Source organism: Desulfosarcina widdelii, assembly GCF_009688965.1.
GTDB classification, from domain to species: domain Bacteria; phylum Desulfobacterota; class Desulfobacteria; order Desulfobacterales; family Desulfosarcinaceae; genus Desulfosarcina; species Desulfosarcina widdelii.
In genome coordinates this window covers 3,399,865-3,416,665 of sequence record NZ_AP021875.1, presented here as the reverse complement: position 1 = coordinate 3,416,665, position 16,801 = coordinate 3,399,865, and the positions used below count along the sequence as shown (strand labels likewise).

At 50.8% G+C, this 16,801-nt stretch carries 15 protein-coding genes and 2 tRNA genes; 15 read left to right on the top strand and 2 right to left on the bottom strand.

From position 1 onward, the window contains the following. The first annotated feature begins 685 nt into the window (after positions 1–685). The 10 genes from GN111_RS15845 to GN111_RS15795 all read left to right on the top strand — a co-directional run bounded on the left by GN111_RS15845 (position 686) and on the right by GN111_RS15795 (position 9,106). Positions 686–2,044, top strand: a complete 1,359-nt coding sequence (locus GN111_RS15845; protein ID WP_155302183.1) for an ISNCY family transposase — start codon at positions 686–688, stop codon at positions 2,042–2,044. 1,068 nt (positions 2,045–3,112) lie between these two features. Continuing rightward, positions 3,113–3,502, top strand: coding sequence for a hypothetical protein (locus tag GN111_RS15835; protein ID WP_155304675.1), 390 nt, complete (start codon positions 3,113–3,115; stop codon positions 3,500–3,502). Further along, positions 3,499–3,720, top strand: coding sequence for a helix-turn-helix domain-containing protein (locus tag GN111_RS15830; protein ID WP_155304674.1), 222 nt, complete (start codon positions 3,499–3,501; stop codon positions 3,718–3,720). The genes GN111_RS15835 and GN111_RS15830 overlap by 4 nt, the downstream gene beginning before the upstream one ends. A 92-nt stretch (positions 3,721–3,812) precedes the next feature. Beyond that, positions 3,813–3,995 (top strand): hypothetical protein, encoded by a 183-nt coding sequence (locus GN111_RS15825; protein WP_155304673.1) that lies wholly within the window; start codon positions 3,813–3,815, stop codon positions 3,993–3,995. Next, positions 3,992–4,324, top strand: coding sequence for a hypothetical protein (locus GN111_RS15820; protein ID WP_155304672.1), 333 nt, complete (start codon positions 3,992–3,994; stop codon positions 4,322–4,324). The genes GN111_RS15825 and GN111_RS15820 overlap by 4 nt, the downstream gene beginning before the upstream one ends. Further along, the gene (locus tag GN111_RS15815) at positions 4,324–4,926 is read left to right on the top strand and encodes a hypothetical protein (RefSeq protein ID WP_155304671.1); all 603 of its coding nucleotides are present in this window, start codon (positions 4,324–4,326) and stop codon (positions 4,924–4,926) included. Before GN111_RS15820 ends, GN111_RS15815 begins: the two co-directional genes overlap by 1 nt. A gap of 694 nt (positions 4,927–5,620) precedes the next feature. Beyond that, on the top strand, positions 5,621–6,139 hold the full coding sequence (locus GN111_RS15810) for a hypothetical protein (protein ID WP_155304670.1): 519 nt from the start codon (positions 5,621–5,623) through the stop codon (positions 6,137–6,139). A 403-nt stretch (positions 6,140–6,542) separates the two neighbouring features. Further along, on the top strand, positions 6,543–6,770 hold the full coding sequence (locus GN111_RS15805) for a hypothetical protein (protein ID WP_155304669.1): 228 nt from the start codon (positions 6,543–6,545) through the stop codon (positions 6,768–6,770). Positions 6,771–7,161: 391 nt separating this feature from the next. Further along, positions 7,162–7,587, top strand: coding sequence for a hypothetical protein (locus GN111_RS15800; RefSeq protein WP_155304668.1), 426 nt, complete (start codon positions 7,162–7,164; stop codon positions 7,585–7,587). Beyond that, positions 7,562–9,106, top strand: a complete 1,545-nt coding sequence (locus GN111_RS15795; protein WP_155304667.1) for an HD domain-containing protein — start codon at positions 7,562–7,564, stop codon at positions 9,104–9,106. The genes GN111_RS15800 and GN111_RS15795 overlap by 26 nt, the downstream gene beginning before the upstream one ends. A gap of 264 nt (positions 9,107–9,370) precedes the next feature. Here GN111_RS15795 and GN111_RS15790 read toward each other — a convergent pair. Both GN111_RS15790 and GN111_RS15785 read right to left on the bottom strand, forming a co-directional pair. Then, a tRNA-Pro gene (locus tag GN111_RS15790) sits at positions 9,371–9,447 on the bottom strand. 63 nt (positions 9,448–9,510) lie between these two features. After that, a complete protein-coding gene (locus GN111_RS15785; RefSeq protein ID WP_231715790.1) occupies positions 9,511–10,275 on the bottom strand; it encodes an N-acetylmuramoyl-L-alanine amidase family protein in 765 nt (254 codons plus the stop codon). A 102-nt stretch (positions 10,276–10,377) separates the two neighbouring features. Here GN111_RS15785 and GN111_RS15780 point away from each other — a divergent pair. From GN111_RS15780 to lon, 5 genes are all read left to right on the top strand, one after another. Continuing rightward, a tRNA-Leu gene (locus GN111_RS15780) sits at positions 10,378–10,464 on the top strand. Positions 10,465–10,772: 308 nt separating this feature from the next. Further along, on the top strand, positions 10,773–12,095 hold the full coding sequence (gene tig, locus GN111_RS15775) for a trigger factor (RefSeq protein ID WP_155304665.1): 1,323 nt from the start codon (positions 10,773–10,775) through the stop codon (positions 12,093–12,095). 144 nt (positions 12,096–12,239) lie between these two features. Continuing rightward, on the top strand, positions 12,240–12,854 hold the full coding sequence (gene clpP, locus GN111_RS15770; protein WP_155304664.1) for an ATP-dependent Clp endopeptidase proteolytic subunit ClpP: 615 nt from the start codon (positions 12,240–12,242) through the stop codon (positions 12,852–12,854). Between the two features lies 1 nt (position 12,855). After that, entirely contained in the window at positions 12,856–14,100 is a 1,245-nt protein-coding gene (gene clpX / locus GN111_RS15765; protein WP_155304663.1) for an ATP-dependent Clp protease ATP-binding subunit ClpX, read from the top strand. Between the two features lie 199 nt (positions 14,101–14,299). Continuing rightward, positions 14,300–16,738: an endopeptidase La gene (gene lon / locus GN111_RS15760; RefSeq protein ID WP_155304662.1), complete on the top strand. Its 2,439-nt coding sequence runs from the start codon at positions 14,300–14,302 to the stop codon at positions 16,736–16,738. Positions 16,739–16,801 lie beyond the last annotated feature (63 nt).

The following is a 16,801-nucleotide window of genomic DNA, read 5'->3' as shown; positions in this document are numbered from 1 at the left end:
TAACGAAAAACGGGAAAATTAGCAAGATTGCTAACCTCCCGTTATCTTTTTGTAGGTCACAACGAATCATGTCAATGGGGGGCTTGAAATCATTGAAGATATTGACGGAGTCACAACGAAAAATGGCAATGGCCTCTAACGAATTTTGTCAATATCCTGTGTTTTTACACGATGATTTGTCAATTTCCGATGAGAATTTATAACATATTGTAATCATATGATATAAATAGGAACGCCTTTTCCCTATTTTGAGGCTTTAAGCACCGTTTCCCATATCGTTTCCTGCCGAGCTAAAATATACTTTCACTTTGGAATTTTTTTATCAGACCAGTATCCGACAAATGTCCGCTCTGTCCAGTCAGTTGAATCCACCGACCCACCACAGAAAAAAGAAAGGCTATTTTCGTATGGGTCGTATCGTTAGAGAGACAGTCCATGGGGAAAATTTTTTGTTTACGGCAAAGCTGTCTCCTGAAAAGCGCTCCATTGCCCTCATTTGAGATGATTAAATCCTTTTTTCTGATATTACACATCATGTTAAACTAGTGCTCATCCACAGGAATAACTACCTGTAATAAATAAGAAACGCGCATTTTGTAGTGGTTTTTCTCTTCTCTTTGTAGTATATTGAAAGTCGCCAAACAACCAATATCACTACAAAAGAAAGAAAGGAGCCGATCACAAAATGCGCGAAAAATGGCAAAAACAGATGCCCCTGATGCCTCAGATCAAAGACCACGCCCAAGCAAAAGAACTTACAGCTATCAGTGGTATCATCGATGCTCACCCTATCATCTGTGATCGCGTTCTTCAAGATTTGAACAAGGGCAAGCTGGTGGCCTATCGAACTGGGGCTGACGGCATGAGCGCCGACCAGGTACTGCGTTGTGCTATCGTCAAAATCCTTTTCGGTTTTACGTATGATGAACTGGCATTTCATATTGTCGATTCGCAGGCATTGAGTTGGTTCTGCCGGATCGGTATCGCCGACAAGGGATACAAAAAATCCGCCCTGAACAAAAATATCAAAGGCATATCGGACGCCACCTGGGAACTGATCAATGCGGATCTTTTGGGATATGCGAAGCAAAAGGGCATTGAAAAGGGCCGACAGGTCCGGGTCGATTGCACGTGCGTTGAAACTCACATCCATCATCCCACCGACTCCAACCTGCTGTGGGATGGTGTTCGCGTGTTGACGAGGCTGCTGAAGCGCTTCCGGGATGAATCGGGGATCACAGTTCCTGACTTCCATAACCATACCCGTGTTGCCAAACGACGGATGCTGGCGGTGATGAATGCCAAACGGAAAAACAAGCGTAAGGTTGCCTATGTGGACCTGCTCAAAACCAGTCGCAAAGTGGTTGGGTACGCTCATAAGGCAGTCGCTGCGATCAATGCCGGTGCGACCTGCGACCCGCTGGTCATGACGATTGGCTTCCAGATCGAACATTTTGTCGATCTGACCCGCAGGGTGATCCACCAGACCGAACGCCGGGTTCTTCATGGAGAAACGGTCGATGCCAAAGACAAAGTAGTATCGTTGTTCGAGCCACATACCGATATCATCGTCAAGGATAGGCGCGATACGCTGTTTGGTCACAAAATCTGTCTGACCGGAGGCGCGTCGAACCTTATTTTGGACTGTGTCATCACCGAAGGCAATCCGGCCGACGCCGACCTGACGATACCGATGCTTGAGCGGCAAAAACAAATTTATGGCCGCTATCCCCTCAAGGCCAGCTTCGACGGCGGTTTTGCATCCAAGGAAAACTTGAAGCGAGCCCAATCGCGTAAGATCAAAGACGTCTGCTTTGCCAAGAAACGAGGTCTATCTGAAACCGACATGTGCCGCAGCCAATATGTGTATCGTCGATTGCGCCGCTTTCGAGCGGGTATTGAATCCGGTATCTCCTGGCTGAAGCGTTGCCTTGGCCTGACCCGCTGTACCTGGAAAGGATGGGACTCGTTTAAATCCTATGTTTGGTCTTCGATTGTGGCCGCCAACCTGCTGACCATCGCCAGGGGAAAAACAGCCACTTGAGACCTTAATCGATTCCGCATCGTGAAAACTGGTTGAACAAGTGCGCTTGCATTAAGCCGATTTCGGTAAATTAGCCACAAACCGATGTAGCGATGGTGAGAAAAATCCTGCCGAGGATTTTACCACTCTATTTTTTTGCGACTCGGCTCTGAAAATTACCATTTATGGATCGACACTAAACTAACATTATGTCAACTCGCAGCGCATCCCGCACCCGGTATTGGCCTGTTATTCCTGGTTAGATCGAATTAGCACCCCCGCAGTCACCCCGAGTTTCCAGTCTGACCGAGCTCGGAATTCCTCCGAAAACGGCAATTTGCTATCCAGCGAGCGCGATCATTCCAACAGTTGCGAAAAATTCCACAAAGGCGTTGCAACGCCTTTGTGGAAAAATGGAGGGGTATAGAAAATTTTCTTGTAGCCATGAGCGTCGATGGCAGGGACTACGAGCGGCTGAAAGTCGTTGTTGCGGCCGTTATTAAATCGGCCCTTATTGGTCCATGGACGTTCGAATGCTGGCCGGGTCCGTGCCGGGCCGCCGCTTTTTCAACCATGTCAAGAATGACTTGGCGTCGGAACCGGGACAATCTTGCAAACAGGGGGTTGGTTGAATTGGAACACTTCGGCAACGGCGTTGCCCCGATAATTTATCCTATCGTTCCCGGCCTTGCCTATCGGTCTATTTTTGCACCAAGCAACAAGACCGCCAGGAAGAAAAAGAAGGGGGGTGACGAATGAAAATAAGGGCCGCCCACCAACTTCAAACCCGTATCGGAGCGATACAGGTTTTATCCGGGAACGGACTTCGGGAACGAAGGCAAAACCCGTATCGGAGTGATACAGGTTTTCGCGAACCTGTATCGGAGCGATCCACCTACCTGTATCAGAGCGAGCCACCCACCTGTATCGGAGCGAGCCACGAAGTTATTAATAGAAGCTTTAAAAAGAAGCTTCTATTAATAACCCGGCCGGGGGCCGGGGCGGTTCCTGTCCCGCCCGTCCCCCTGGGTTATTAATAGAAGGGCCGCTTCGCGGCCATGCTGACGACCACCAAAGGAGAAATAGGAAATGACTATATCTAAGAATTACGGCCCGGAAATAATCGGCATTATCGAATCGTTCGAAGCCTTCCTTCAAAAGATCAAAGAGGATGTTGAAAACAACGCCCCCGTCAAGCCACCGAATGAAAAGCATCTTCTCAGCGAACTGAGACAGGCCATAGCGAAGACGGCGGCCCTGAACAAGCCCTTCACCTATAGCGGTCGAAAAAGCGGCTTGTTCGGGCGGAGAGATGAGCTTCCGCCCGAATTCCAAGCGTTCACCAGAAAAAAACTCGAAGCCTTGGCTAAAAAACTGCTCGATGACGGCCAAGTCGTGAAGCGTCCGGACTGGGGTATGTATCAAGAAAAATGGCTGGATGTTCCGGGCGGGGCGCTTTCCAAGGGGCGGCGGCGATGAAACCCAATACCATCCATAAGCGCCAGTACTGGACACCACAACAGATCATGGATTTATTCGGGATCGGTCGGACCCTTGCCTATGATTTAATTCGGGATGGCGAACTTGGGCCGGTGATTAAGGTTGGCGGGCTTCGTGTTCATCGGGGCGGTATCGTCCAATTTATCGAACGGAAAGAAGCCGAAATGGCGGCCGAACTGGATCAACGTTTGCTGTAAAAACTTTCCGTTTCGTACCGCGTAGTACCGCCGCGTGTTTTGAACCGGCGGCCCCGGCGGTGATATTATGGGGCCATCGAATGGAGAAAACCATGCTTGTCGAACATCCTGTCATGAAAGCCCGTCAAAAAATGTTGTCGCATTGGCTTCAGGCCATCGACGAAGGTCGCCGCGACGATGAAGAAAAACTTCTCGCGGCTAAACGCCGTCTTGACGACGAAATCCGGCGGCGACTGGTAAGCAAGGTTCCGCGAATCAATGGGGGCATTCGATGAAATGCTTTTTTGAATCGGAACGCCGGAACGCCGCGCTTTATTTACAGGACCGTCCGGCTTGCGATTGCGGGCATTGCGTCGATTGTTTGCTTCGCCGTGAACTTAGTGAAACCGCACCACAAAATGAAATCTTGAAAGGAAATCAGAAAATGTCCACCGAAAATCAAAACATTGCTGAGAAGTTTAAAAACGGCCAATCGTACCTTGCCGAATGGAATCGCGACGCCAAGCTTCGCGACGAATTCGAAGGCGACTTCGAAGCCTATTGCCATTATCAAGCCGCCTATAGCCAAGGCTTGATTAAGGGCTTCGGCCAGGGGGGGCGCTAATGGACAGATCAACTACCGATTCAGTCCGCAACATGACAAGTTTTTCGTTTACGGGTTCGGCAAAGAGTAGAGCCGAAAAAACAAGTCAAACCGCGCGCCTAAACGGCGGTTATGAAGAAGTGGTTTCAATCGAAGGCCGAATTCATGACATCGACTGGAATATTACTCGCGTTGAAGAAAAGCTTGGACAGGCCATTGTCGCGCGTCGAAACTGTAAGCTTGCTTTGAAAGAGGAAGTCAAAGGATCAAGCGAACATAACGGCATTACCGCCGAGTCCGCCCGACTGGATAAAGAAATCGACGTCTTAAACGGCAAGCTAAAGAAATTGAAAGACAGGCGTTCTGTCAGGTCTAAGGAATTGGAAAAATCGTTGAAGCTTTATCAAGTGTCGATTGACCGCGATATGGGCAATGCCGGTCGTTCCAATATGGTCGAAAAGATTCGATCCGCTGTCGCCGATGCCACGGATTATGGCAATACGGTATATGCCGAACTGGACGGCCTTGAGAAAAAATATGGTTCCAAATTGGTCAAGTCGGCCCGCGAGAAAATCGATTCGGCTTTCAAGGTCGTGACGGCCGTCGAAAAAGCTTTGCGATAAGGTTTACAATTTGCGCCCCGATGCCAATACCCAACACCCAAAATTTAATTGGTTCCTGTTTTTTGGAGAGTTCTCATCGGGGCGCTACTTTTTTGGGGCACGTTCCGGGTGCCTTTTCACCACCATGGGCGTCATTGCCGGGTCGGCTGGCAGATCCGGTTCCCTTAAAGGTTCGTCCGGTCCCTACGGTGGTCCGCAACTTTCGTCTGGATGGGTTGCGGCTTTAATTCTTTAACGGTGAAAACGAACCAATGCCAGCGGCAGTCTTTATTTCATTTCGTGGGCCGTCGGGGCTTCGGTCCCGGCGGCCTTTGTTTTTGTCGCGTGGGGCGTCGCGCTATTGTCCGGGTCGACGCCAGGGGCCTTTCATTCCCCCCGTCCCGGCCCGGACATCCTCATTAGATTTGCGTCCGTTCCTGGGCTTCCCCTTGCGTCCAGGGAAAGGCCGGGGCCGGGCGCGGGTCCTTCTGAGCGTTCAAGCGACATGCGGGGCAGTGAGGCGCTTTCTTTGAGAACGCAGGAGCGCAAAAAAACTGTTGCGCTTGAGTATAAAAACCCTGAAAAAAGGGGCATTTTTGAAATTACCACATTGTGGCATATATCGGCGGTCGCGGTTTTCGGTCGGTTTCGTCCTTCCAGGAATGAGTTTGACCGCAATATTGCACTTCCGTTGCCATAAACGAGGGGGGCCGCAATGGCGCTTATGAACATGACCGAATACGGTCGTCACGTCGGAATAAGCCGTCAACGTGTTTCCGTACTAATCCAGACCGGCCAAATCAGCGCCGCCGCCATAACCAAAAAGGGCAAGTGGACCCTGATTGATCCCGATATGGCCGACGACGATCTTCGCAGGAACCTGGACCCGTCAAAATCCGTGGCCGTCATTCCAGAAAGCGAAATGCGCGAAACCATCCAGGCCGCCGGGCTTGGCGACCAGGACCCCGATTATGCACGAAGCAGGGCTTTGAATGAACATTACAAAGCGGCGCTTAAAAAGCTGGAATACGACGCCAAGTCGGGCGACCTTATCCCACGGTCCGAAGTCGAAAAGGACGCCTTTGAATGCGCCAGGACCACCCGCGATGCAATGTTGAACATCCCGAACCGGTTGGCGGCGGTCCTATCGGCTGAAAGCGATCAAAAAAAGGTTGAAACCATCCTTCGCGTCGAAATCCGGAACGCCTTGACGGCCTTGGCGGAATCGCTTTGACCCGGAACCCCTTTTGTCGTCATTATAGCGCTTGCCTTACCCGCGCCGCCCGTCGGAACGATAAAGCCCTTCCATGTGAATCTTGCCAGTTCAGTTCCGACCGGTGCGGCCGGGTCGACCTGTCCGACCTTCCCGGCGTCTTGGCTTTACTCCTGGCGGTTTTCGTTCCAGGCGTAACCGTCGCGGCGGTTGTCGAATGTATCGACGCGGACCCGGTCGGTTTCGTTTCCGCTTTAGTCGACGGCGGACCGTCCGTCCGATAGCGACGGCTTCCGAATTCCGATTTAAAAACTTCCAAATTTGGAACCAAAAATGGAAAAACATAAATATATCAATCGGTTGACAAATTGTTCTTTTTTTGGGACTGTTGACGAAAGACAACCCAAACGGAAGGATTTTAACCATGGAAAAGCGCGAAATAGGGCCGAATCGACGGTTAAGGCTTCGGAACCGGGCTATCCTTTGTCGATATGGCGTCGGGGAAAAGGAAGCGGACGCGGTCTTTGATCTTGAACTGGCGGGATGGACGGCGGAACGGATCGCGGGGTTGTTCCGGTCCGCGTCGGAACTTGTATCGATGGGAATGACGGCGGACGAAGTCTCGGCGCTACTGGATGGCGCGGCTGTATAGTCGGCGGAACCAATTAAAAACCGGCCTGGGCGATGCCTGGGCCGGCTTTTGATAAATTTTCCAGACGCTGTGACCTGATCTGTCACAGTAGGTTGATATGAATTAATTATCAGATAGTCACGTATTTCGCGGCAAAATAGTAAAAAAGTTTTTAGATCAAAAAACTGACTACACAGCATGTATTTTGCATGTATACAAAAGTACGAAAACTATTGACATCGTTTTATTTTATAGGTTTAATCCAAATGAAACCGAAATGGAATCGCACCGACTCTTGTCTCAAACTACCTAAAATGTTACCATTTATTAAAAATTCACCTCACTATCGAGGCAAGGGTGAAGTACGCTCTGTTGTAGTTTGTATAATTATTTTAACTTAAGGAGGGCAATAATGCAAACTAAAGTAGGTCGTTTCCCAGCTTATGTGCCCGAAAGAAGCTTATTTGATACCGTATTGACTATTTTGGCTAAGTCATTACCACAAAGGGGAATGAAATTTTCATCACCCTTGTCGAAGATTCATGAGTTTTTTTTCAACATGAAAAAAGACTATCCTTCGTTATTTGAAGATGTTAACTTCAGACAAAGTCCTGATTACAAATATTCAAAAGAAATCGCAGATTGCTTTATTGAATTGCAAGAGGCTGGTTTTTTAACACGCCCAAATCCATCATTGACTATGTTCAGAGTTGATGCAAATTTTAGTGAAGATGAGTCTATAGAAGATAAGCCAGAGATTGAAACTATTTCCAAAATTGCCGAACTATTCAATCAAAACTTCGAAATAATCAATGATGAGCAAACCCAAACTTGTTGATGAATATTCGGACCACCTAACAGACCTATTAAAAAATTTCTTACTTCCTAAAAGCAAAGCCCTAAAGCCAGGAATGAAGGTAATTCATGATCCACTTTGGGGCTCTCGTTTATTCTACCCTTGGGAGATAGCTCTGCTTGACACCCCCCTTTGCCAACGCCTTCGTCAGATTCATCAGTTAGGGTCAGCATTTCTTACATATCCCTCAGGCGTTCATAACAGGTTTTGTCATACTTTGGGAGTAACTATCCTTGCGGGTCGACTCATAACTCGTTTAAAAGAGAAGGCAGAAGTTCAAGCGGTTAAAGATGTTGGGATCTCCAATCGTGATATATATACTGTTCGACTCGCTGGTTTGCTGCATGATGTTGGTCACTGCTTTTTATCTCATGCAAGTGAAATTGCTTTAGGTCCCATTGTTAAACCTGTAATGAAGGAAGTTGAAATATCTGCAAAGCCACATGAGTTTTTTTCATATTTGATTGTTAGCAACCCATATTTTTTAGAGTATTGGGAAAAAAACATTGCTGGGTTGTTCCCAGATTCTGAATCTGTTCCAAGTTTGGATGATATATCCAAAATTATTGTGGGTATACCACCTTCAGATGACAAGCGCTATTTGCAAGATATTATTTACGGTCCTTATGATGTTGATAAACTTGAATATCTTTACAGGGATGCCCGGACTGCAGGATTAGAAATTACATACGATATAGAACGTTATTTTTATAAAATACATATATTTGCAGACGACAGCGGTTGTAGGTTGGCTATGGAACAAGGGGGGGTGAGCGCTGTCGAACAAATGATATTTAGCAAAATGATGCTTTTTTCATTTGTCTACCATCACCAAAAAGTGCTTGCTTCGGATATTTTGGTACATGACATAGTCATGGAGCTACTTCATGAGAAGAACGATAGAATTGATATCGAACACCCGACTGATTTTTTAAAGTATACTGACTACGATCTTTTTTCATCCTGTAACGTGGGAACGACAGATAGGTATAACAAGATTAGGGACAAAATAAAAAATCGTGATTTGCCAAAACGATGTCTCGTCTTAAACAAAGAATCGGTCGTAAATTTAACAACCGACTATTCTGTAAAGAAAAATTGGAGAAGGCTGTTAGAGGATCTCCGGGGATTGCCAAGCACAAGGTATGAGTTAAGAAAAAAAATTGTCGCTGAAATGAGATCAATAGATGGATGCGAAAATTTTTCAATTGATGATATTTATTTTAGTTTCCCAAAAGCACCATCTTTTGATGAGGCAGTTCATGGCCCCGTAATGACTTTTAGCGGAAAGATCGCTCCAATGGGTGATTTTTTTGATCTTGAGGGATGGAAAACTACTTATGATCTGAAAAAGTTAAAAGGCTACTTTTTCGTAACTGATAAGTATATTGACATTGCCTCTAGGGTTATAAGTAGGTTTTTAGAAGCAGAATATAGTTTGGTATTTAATGAAAATGCAAAAATTCAAGCAAAAGTTTTTGACGGCTCTAAAGCTAACTAATAATTTGCGAAAAGTGACTGAACACGAGGGTGCAAATTTTTAGACAACCCCGTGTTGTTTTTATGTTGGATATGATGGGGTGGCGAATTCTCAACCTTAACATCGCGAAAGCATCGACCGGACCTGGGGAAGCCTGAGGCCGGTTTTTTTTTGGTCCAATTTATAAAGGCACCAAAACGGGTACCCAAACGGGTACCCAAACCAAAAATAACAAAAAACGGGGAATTAACAATTTCGCTAATTCCCCGTTTTTATTTTGGAAATTGGTCGGGGCGAGAGGATTTGAACCTCCGGCCCCCTGCTCCCAAAGCAGGTGCGCTACCAGACTGCGCTACGCCCCGATATTTTTGGTGCCCTCTTACCATTGTTTATTTCGACGTGCAAGCGCTGAGTGCCGCTGATGGTCATGGCGCCAGTGTGTCCAGGGCCATTTCGATGGCTGCGGCAATCGGCCCGGCGTAAGCCTTCACCTGCTGTTCGTATTGATCCTTGGTGAGCGCGATGGTCGGATGAATGCAGCCAACCTCCAGCAGCACCGCCGGCAGATCGGCGCCCATCAGGGCGATCAGCGGCGCCTTGTAAACCGCCACATGGTCAAACGAACCGCTGGCTTCCAATGTCATCCGGATCTCTTCGGCAACCTCCTGGCTTTCTTGCTGGTGCCGGATTTGGAGCGTTTCCCATGCCGGAGGGTCGCTGTCCGGCGCCTTGGTTTTTCCCGAAGGCATAACCAGCCGCTCGTCATTGTGGACATAGACGGCGGCGGTTGGGTCGCTGCAATACGGGGCCACAGCAGCGTGCAGGCTGACCATCAGATCCGCCTTCAGGTGGTTGGCCAAAGCGGCCCGATCTGCCGGAGCCAGATCGATGTCGGCAGTGCGGGTCAGTTCAACGCGGTGCTTCGGAGGCAGAGCGGCAGCCACAGCTTGCGCCAATGCCAGGGTGAAACGCTTTTCCGAAAAGGCACTGCCGCTTCCCGCCCCTTCGTCATTGCCGCCGTGGCCGGGATCAAGAACAACGGTAGCCGCAAGAACGGGTTCGGCCTGGCCGTAAACCGCTGCGATTGAAAGAAGAAACCCAATAGCAAGCAATGCCAGGACATTTACGAAGGCGATCTGCGGTTTAGCGGAGACGGTGAACAAGTCGGAATCCTTGACACAAAGGTCCATCAATATTATTTTTTCTGGTTGATTTTCCTGCGAAGTTTAGTTTATTTGCAGATATTGTCAAGTTACGGAATGCACTCGACATAATAATTGTGGGTAAATCATGCGAGAGTGGCGGAATTGGTAGACGCACTGGACTTAGGATCCAGCTCTGGCGACAGAGTGGGAGTTCAAGTCTCCCCTCTCGCACCATTTGTGCGCGTTCACGGGGTTGAAATGCCCAATGTGCTGAAACTGCAGGCTCAGTAAGCGTTTACAGGGTGCCGCAGATGTGAGGCGCCGGGCACGCAGACGTATTGTGTTCATACTTCAAGTGCCCGGGAACAAAGCAGATGCGGTGCCCTGTGAACGCTTGCCACCATTTTAATCCCGGCGTCGCGGTTCTGCCGGAAACGGTTTGTACGTAGCCCTGATGCCTGTCGCGTCGGGGCGCTTAATTTTTTACCTGAACCAAGATACTGCCGCAAGATGTTTTCGTTCAGGCCCCAGAAAGGAAGATTATGAAGGTTACCGTTGAAGATCGAAGCTCCGTAAAAAAAGTGATGCACATCGAAATTCCCGAAGCGGACGTGACCCGCGCGTTGGACGATGCATACAAAACCCTTAAGAAAACGGCCAAGGTCAAAGGCTTCCGGCCGGGAAAAACACCCCGCAACGTTCTCGAACGTCTATATAAAAAGGATGTTCATGCCGATGTAACCGGCGAGTTGATCCAGAAGGCCTATGTGGACGCGCTCAAGGAAACCGAGCTGAAGGTGGTGGGATCGCCGACGGTGGACCCGCCGGAACTGGATCCCAAAAGTGCCTATCAATTTGACGCCGAGGTTGAAGTTCATCCGGAAATCGCCGATATCGATTTCACGGGGCTGACCTTGAAGAGAACCAACTATGCGGCCAGCGAAGAAGAGGTGGACGTCCAGATCAAAATGATGCAGAAGAACCTGGCCAAGCGTGAGCCCATCGACGAAGCGCGGGCCGCTCAGGAAGGCGACTTCGTGCAGGTGGACTACGAGGGCTTCAAGGACGGCAAACCCTTTGAAGAGACTAAAAAAACCGAAAATTTCGTCTTCAAGCTCGGAGACGGCCACATCTCCGAAGACATGGACAAGGGCGTTGTGGGCATGAATCCCGGTGACGAAAAAGAGATCACCGTGGTTTTCCCCGAGGACTATTTCAACAAGAAGCTGGCCGGCCACACGGTGGACTTCAAAGTGAAACTCAACGAAATCCGCAAAGAGGTGCTGCCGGAGATCGATGACGAAATGGCCAAGCAGCTCGGGCCATTCACCACCATCGACGAAGTCAAGGAAAAGATCCGGGAGAACCTGACCCAGGGGTACGAAAAGCGCAAGGAGCAGGAGATCAACGAACAGATTTTCAGCCAGATTCTGGAAAAGGTCGAATTCGAAGTTCCCGATGTGATGGTGGAATATGAACTCAACAGCATCATCTCCGATGCCGAAAGATCCTTTTCGTACCACAACAAAACCTTCGAAGAGGCCGGCATTTCCAAAGAGAGCCTGGCCGAAAAATATCGCGATACGGCGGAAAAGCAGGTGCGGCGCCAACTGATTCTTGGAAAGATCATCGATCAAGAAAAGATGGAACTGGCCGATGAGGATCTTGAAAAAGGCTATGAAGAGATGGCCGCCACCTACAACCAACCGGTGGATGTGATCAAGGGAATCTACGGAAACAGCGGCGACAAGCTGGAGCTTTTTAAGCACGCCTTACTTGAAAAACAGGCGATTAAGCTTATAATGGAAAGGAACGAGATCGAAACCGTGGAGCCGGAGAAAGAAGCTCCGGAGGCCTCGGAATAGGGATTTCGTCCGAAACGGTTGGCGGTCATTTCAAGGTTATGGCCGGAACGCAGAATCACTTTTTCATGCCATTGGATTCAAACCCGGCAGCGCTGGATGATCAGGCGGCAACGGGATTGAATCCGGTGTAAAGGAGACCAAAGAGTGGCATTAATTCCGATGGTCATCGACCAAACCAGCAGAGGCGAGCGGGCCTACGATATCTACTCCCGGCTTTTGAAAGACCGCATCATCTTTCTGGGTACCGCCATCAACGACGATGTGGCCAACCTGCTGATCGCCCAGATGCTGTTCCTCGAATCCGAAGACCCGGACAAGGACATCAATTTGTACATCAACTCGCCGGGCGGCGTTGTCACCTCGGGGCTGGCGGTTTACGACACCATGCAGTACATCAAACCCGACGTGACCACGGTGTGCATCGGCCAGGCCGCCAGTATGGGCGCGCTTTTGCTGGCCGCCGGCGCTAACAAGAAACGCTATGCACTGCCCCACTCGCGGATTATGATTCATCAGCCCATGGGCGGGTTCCAGGGCCAGGCGTCGGACATTGCCATCCAGGCCAAGGAGATCCTGCGCATGAAAGACGCCCTGAACGACATCCTGGTGCGTCATACCGGCAAGAGTATGGAGGACGTCCAGAAGGATACCGACCGGGACAACTTCATGTCCGGTGCGGAAGCCAAATCGTACGGTATCGTCGACCATGTCATCACCGACCGGGATGACCTGGACAAGATATCCGAATCGGAGGAATAACATGGCCAAAAAAGACGATTCCAATGACAATCTGTTCTGTTCCTTTTGCGGGAAGAACCAGAAAGAGGTCAAAAAGCTGATCGCCGGGCCGGCAGTCTACATCTGCGACGAATGTATCCAGCTTTGCAGCGAGATCATCGAGGAAGAGAACGAAAAAGAAGCCGGCGAGTTCGAAAACCTGATGATCCCTCACGAGATCAAGGATCGTCTGGACGACTACGTGATCGAGCAGGACGCGGCCAAGAAGATCCTGGCGGTGGCGGTCTACAACCACTACAAGCGGCTGGACTCGAGCCTCAATTCGGGCGAGGTGGAGATCCAGAAAAGCAACATTCTGCTGATCGGTCCCACCGGCTGCGGAAAAACCCTGCTGGCCCAGACCCTGGCCCGTTTTCTGAACGTGCCCTTCACGATTGCCGACGCCACCAGCCTCACCGAGGCCGGCTATGTGGGTGAGGACGTGGAGAATATCATTCTCTCCCTGCTGCAGAACGCCGACTACGATGTGGAAAAGGCCAAACGGGGCATCGTTTACATCGATGAGATCGACAAGATCGCCAGCAAGTCGGACAACCCCTCCATCACACGCGACGTGTCCGGCGAGGGCGTGCAGCAGGCCCTGCTGAAAATTATCGAAGGCACCACCGCCAGCGTTCCGCCCAAAGGGGGCCGCAAGCATCCCCAGCAGGATTTCGTCAAGGTGGACACCTCCAACATCCTGTTCATTTGCGGCGGTACCTTCAACGGCCTGGAGCAGATCATCAACCGGCGCATGGGCAGCAAGCTCATGGGATTCGGTGCCAAGGTCAAAAAGGAGACCGAACGCAGCCTGGGCGAAACCCTGAAGGAAGTGCAGCCCGAAGACCTGATCAAATTCGGCCTGATTCCCGAATTTCTCGGCCGGCTGCCGGTGATCGCCACCCTGGACGAACTCAGCGCCGGAAGTCTGGTTCGGATTCTCACCGAGCCCAAGAACGCCTTGATCAAGCAGTACAAGAAGCTGTTTGAAATCGAGGGCGTTAACCTGCGCCTGACGGACAGCGCGCTGTCGGCCATCGCTGACGAAGCCCTGAAACGGAAGTCCGGCGCCCGTGGGCTGCGGGCCATTCTGGAATCCTGCATGCTGGACATCATGTACGACATCCCGTCCAAGGATGACGTCAAAGAGTGTGTCATCGGCGAAGAGGTCGTGCTCAAGAAAGAGGAGCCGATCCTGCTTTTCGAGCCGTCCAAGAAACAGGCCTGATGGACCGGGGAGCCAAGTAAAGTTCGACAGACTCGAAATCGGTTACCGTTCATGTCATTCCAGCGCAGGCGGGCGCACGCAGTGAAGCTTTAGCGCTATCCATAACTGACCGGCGATACCGTGTCTTCGCCTTTGCGGGTGCGACTGAAATGGAAATACCCCGGCTTGTTGCGAAACCAATAAAGGTTAGTACGAACATATGGTAAATATACCTAAATTTTTCAAGAACCAGGAAATCGAAATCGCCAGCGAAACGCTTCCGCTGCTTCCGTTGCGAGACATCGTTGTCTTCCCGCACATGGTGGCGCCGCTTTTCGTCGGAAGAAACAAATCCGTCAGTGCGCTTTCCAGCGCCATGAACAAGGACAAACGCATTTTCCTGGCCACCCAGCGCAACGCCAGCGTGGACAATCCCACGGAAAAAGATATCTGCGACGTGGGCGTGATCGGAACCGTTCTCCAACTGCTGCGCCTTCCCGACGGAACGGTCAAGGCGTTGATCGAGGGCAAGCAACGCGCCAGTATTCAGCGCTATGTTTCCAATCCGGAATTTTTTGAAGTCGAACTCAAGGCCCTTGCCGACGAGCCCGGTGATGCCGTCGAGGTCGAGGCCCTGATGCGGGCGGTGATCGACGATTTCAGCGAATACGCGTCCATCAACAAGAGCATTTCCAAAGAGCTGCTGGCCAAAGTTTCGGCCATCTCCGATCCGTCCAAACTGGCCGATTCGGTGGCTTCTCATTTCTCCTTTAAGCTGGAAAACAAGCAGAATCTGCTGGAGACCACCGATCTGAGCAAGCGCCTGGCGCTGCTGGTCAAGCTGATCAAACTGGAAATTGAAGTCTACCAGATGGATCAGCGCATCAAAGGCCGGGTCAAAGAGCAGATGGAAAAGACCCAGAAGAATTACTATCTCAATGAGCAGATGCGGGCCATCAAGAAGGAGATGGGCGCCGAAGACGAGATGGCTGACGAGCTTAAGGATCTCGAAAAGAAGATCAAGCGCAAGCGCATGTCCAAGGAGGCCAATTCCAAAGCCCGTCAGGAGCTGAAGAAGCTCAAGCTCATGACCCCCATGTCGGCCGAAGCCACGGTGGTGAGAAATTACATCGACTGGATGATCAGCCTTCCGTGGTTCAAGCGCAGCAAAATCCGCCACGACCTGATCGAGGCCGAGAAAATCCTCAATGAAGACCACTACGGCCTGGAAAAACCCAAGGAGCGTATCCTCGAGTACCTGGCCGTTCAGACCCTGGTCAAAAAACTGCGCGGGCCGATTCTCTGCCTGGTGGGTCCTCCCGGCGTGGGCAAAACATCCCTGGCCAAATCCGTGGCCCGGGCCACGGGGCGCAAGTTTGTGCGTCTGTCGCTGGGGGGCGTTCGGGACGAAGCCGAGATCCGGGGCCATCGCCGCACCTACATCGGCGCCATGCCCGGCAAGATTATTCAGTCCCTGAAAAAGACGGGGGTCAACAACCCGGTTTTCTGCCTGGACGAAGTGGACAAGATGAGTATGGATTTCCGGGGCGACCCGTCATCGGCGCTTCTGGAAGTGCTCGATCCGGAGCAGAATTACAGCTTCAACGATCACTATCTGGATCTGGATTACGACCTTTCCGAGATCCTGTTCATCACCACGGCCAACACGCTGCCGGACATTCCGCTGCCGCTGCAGGACCGCATGGAGATTATCCGGCTGCCCGGCTACACGGAGCTGGAAAAATACAATATCGCCAAAGAGTTTCTGGTTCCCAAGCAGATTTCGGCCAACGGTCTGAAAGAGGAAAATATCTCTTTCTCCAGGGCGGCGCTGTACGAAATCATTCAGCGGTACACCCGCGAGGCGGGCGTGCGCAACCTGGAGCGGGAAATTTCCTCCATCTGCCGCAAGACGGCCCGCAAGGTGGTCAACCAGGAGGAAGATAAAAAACACGTTATCGCATCCAACACCGTCACCACGCTGCTGGGACCGCCGCCGTTCAAGGTCAGCCAGATCGAGGAGAAAGATCAGATCGGCCTGGTGACCGGATTGGCCTGGACCCAGGTGGGCGGTGAACTGCTGTGCGTGGAAACGCTGACCATGCCGGGCAAGGGCAAGTTGAACATTACCGGAAAACTGGGGGATGTGATGAAGGAATCCGCCCAGGCGGCGGTGAGCTTCGTGCGTTCCCGATCCGAACGGCTAGGCATCGATACCAATTTCTATAAGGAACTGGATCTTCACATCCATATCCCGGAAGGGGCCATTCCCAAGGACGGTCCTTCGGCCGGTATCTCCATGTGCACATCCCTGGTGTCGGCCCTGACGCGTCGTCCGGTTCGCCGTGATGTGGCCATGACCGGCGAAATTACATTGCGGGGGCGGGTTCTGCCTATTGGCGGGCTCAAGGAGAAGCTGCTGGCCGCCCACCGGGGCGGGATTCGCAAGGTGGTGATCCCCAAGGAAAACGAGAAGGACCTCAAGGACATCCCCAAAGTGGTCACCCGGCAGATGAAAATCGTTCCCGTGGAGCACATGGACGAGGTGCTCGGCCATGCCCTGGTGCTTGGCCAGGATGAGCGCCTGTTTGCCAACGATGACATGCATATCGGGGTGGGGAAAAACGAAGGCGAACAGGCCAGTCTCTCCATCAATTGAAAAGTGGTTACGCCCTGATTTTTGGCTTGACTTTGTCAGGGTGAATTGGTAGTTATGCGCTTC

Bases quoted from the DNA above. Each gene is read 5' to 3' on its own strand.
- clpX (WP_155304663.1), top strand. From the start codon at position 12,856: ATGGCCAAAAAAGACGATTCCAATGACAATCTGTTCTGTTCCTTTTGC.
- GN111_RS15810 (WP_155304670.1), top strand. From the start codon at position 5,621: ATGGCGCTTATGAACATGACCGAATACGGTCGTCACGTCGGAATAAGC.
- GN111_RS15825 (WP_155304673.1), top strand. From the start codon at position 3,813: ATGCTTGTCGAACATCCTGTCATGAAAGCCCGTCAAAAAATGTTGTCG.
- GN111_RS15835 (WP_155304675.1), top strand. From the start codon at position 3,113: ATGACTATATCTAAGAATTACGGCCCGGAAATAATCGGCATTATCGAA.
- lon (WP_155304662.1), top strand. From the start codon at position 14,300: ATGGTAAATATACCTAAATTTTTCAAGAACCAGGAAATCGAAATCGCC.
- GN111_RS15805 (WP_155304669.1), top strand. From the start codon at position 6,543: ATGGAAAAGCGCGAAATAGGGCCGAATCGACGGTTAAGGCTTCGGAAC.
- GN111_RS15830 (WP_155304674.1), top strand. From the start codon at position 3,499: ATGAAACCCAATACCATCCATAAGCGCCAGTACTGGACACCACAACAG.
- GN111_RS15785 (WP_231715790.1), bottom strand. From the start codon at position 10,275: ATGGACCTTTGTGTCAAGGATTCCGACTTGTTCACCGTCTCCGCTAAA.
- GN111_RS15815 (WP_155304671.1), top strand. From the start codon at position 4,324: ATGGACAGATCAACTACCGATTCAGTCCGCAACATGACAAGTTTTTCG.
- GN111_RS15795 (WP_155304667.1), top strand. From the start codon at position 7,562: ATGATGAGCAAACCCAAACTTGTTGATGAATATTCGGACCACCTAACA.
- GN111_RS15800 (WP_155304668.1), top strand. From the start codon at position 7,162: ATGCAAACTAAAGTAGGTCGTTTCCCAGCTTATGTGCCCGAAAGAAGC.
- GN111_RS15820 (WP_155304672.1), top strand. From the start codon at position 3,992: ATGAAATGCTTTTTTGAATCGGAACGCCGGAACGCCGCGCTTTATTTA.
- GN111_RS15845 (WP_155302183.1), top strand. From the start codon at position 686: ATGCGCGAAAAATGGCAAAAACAGATGCCCCTGATGCCTCAGATCAAA.
- tig (WP_155304665.1), top strand. From the start codon at position 10,773: ATGAAGGTTACCGTTGAAGATCGAAGCTCCGTAAAAAAAGTGATGCAC.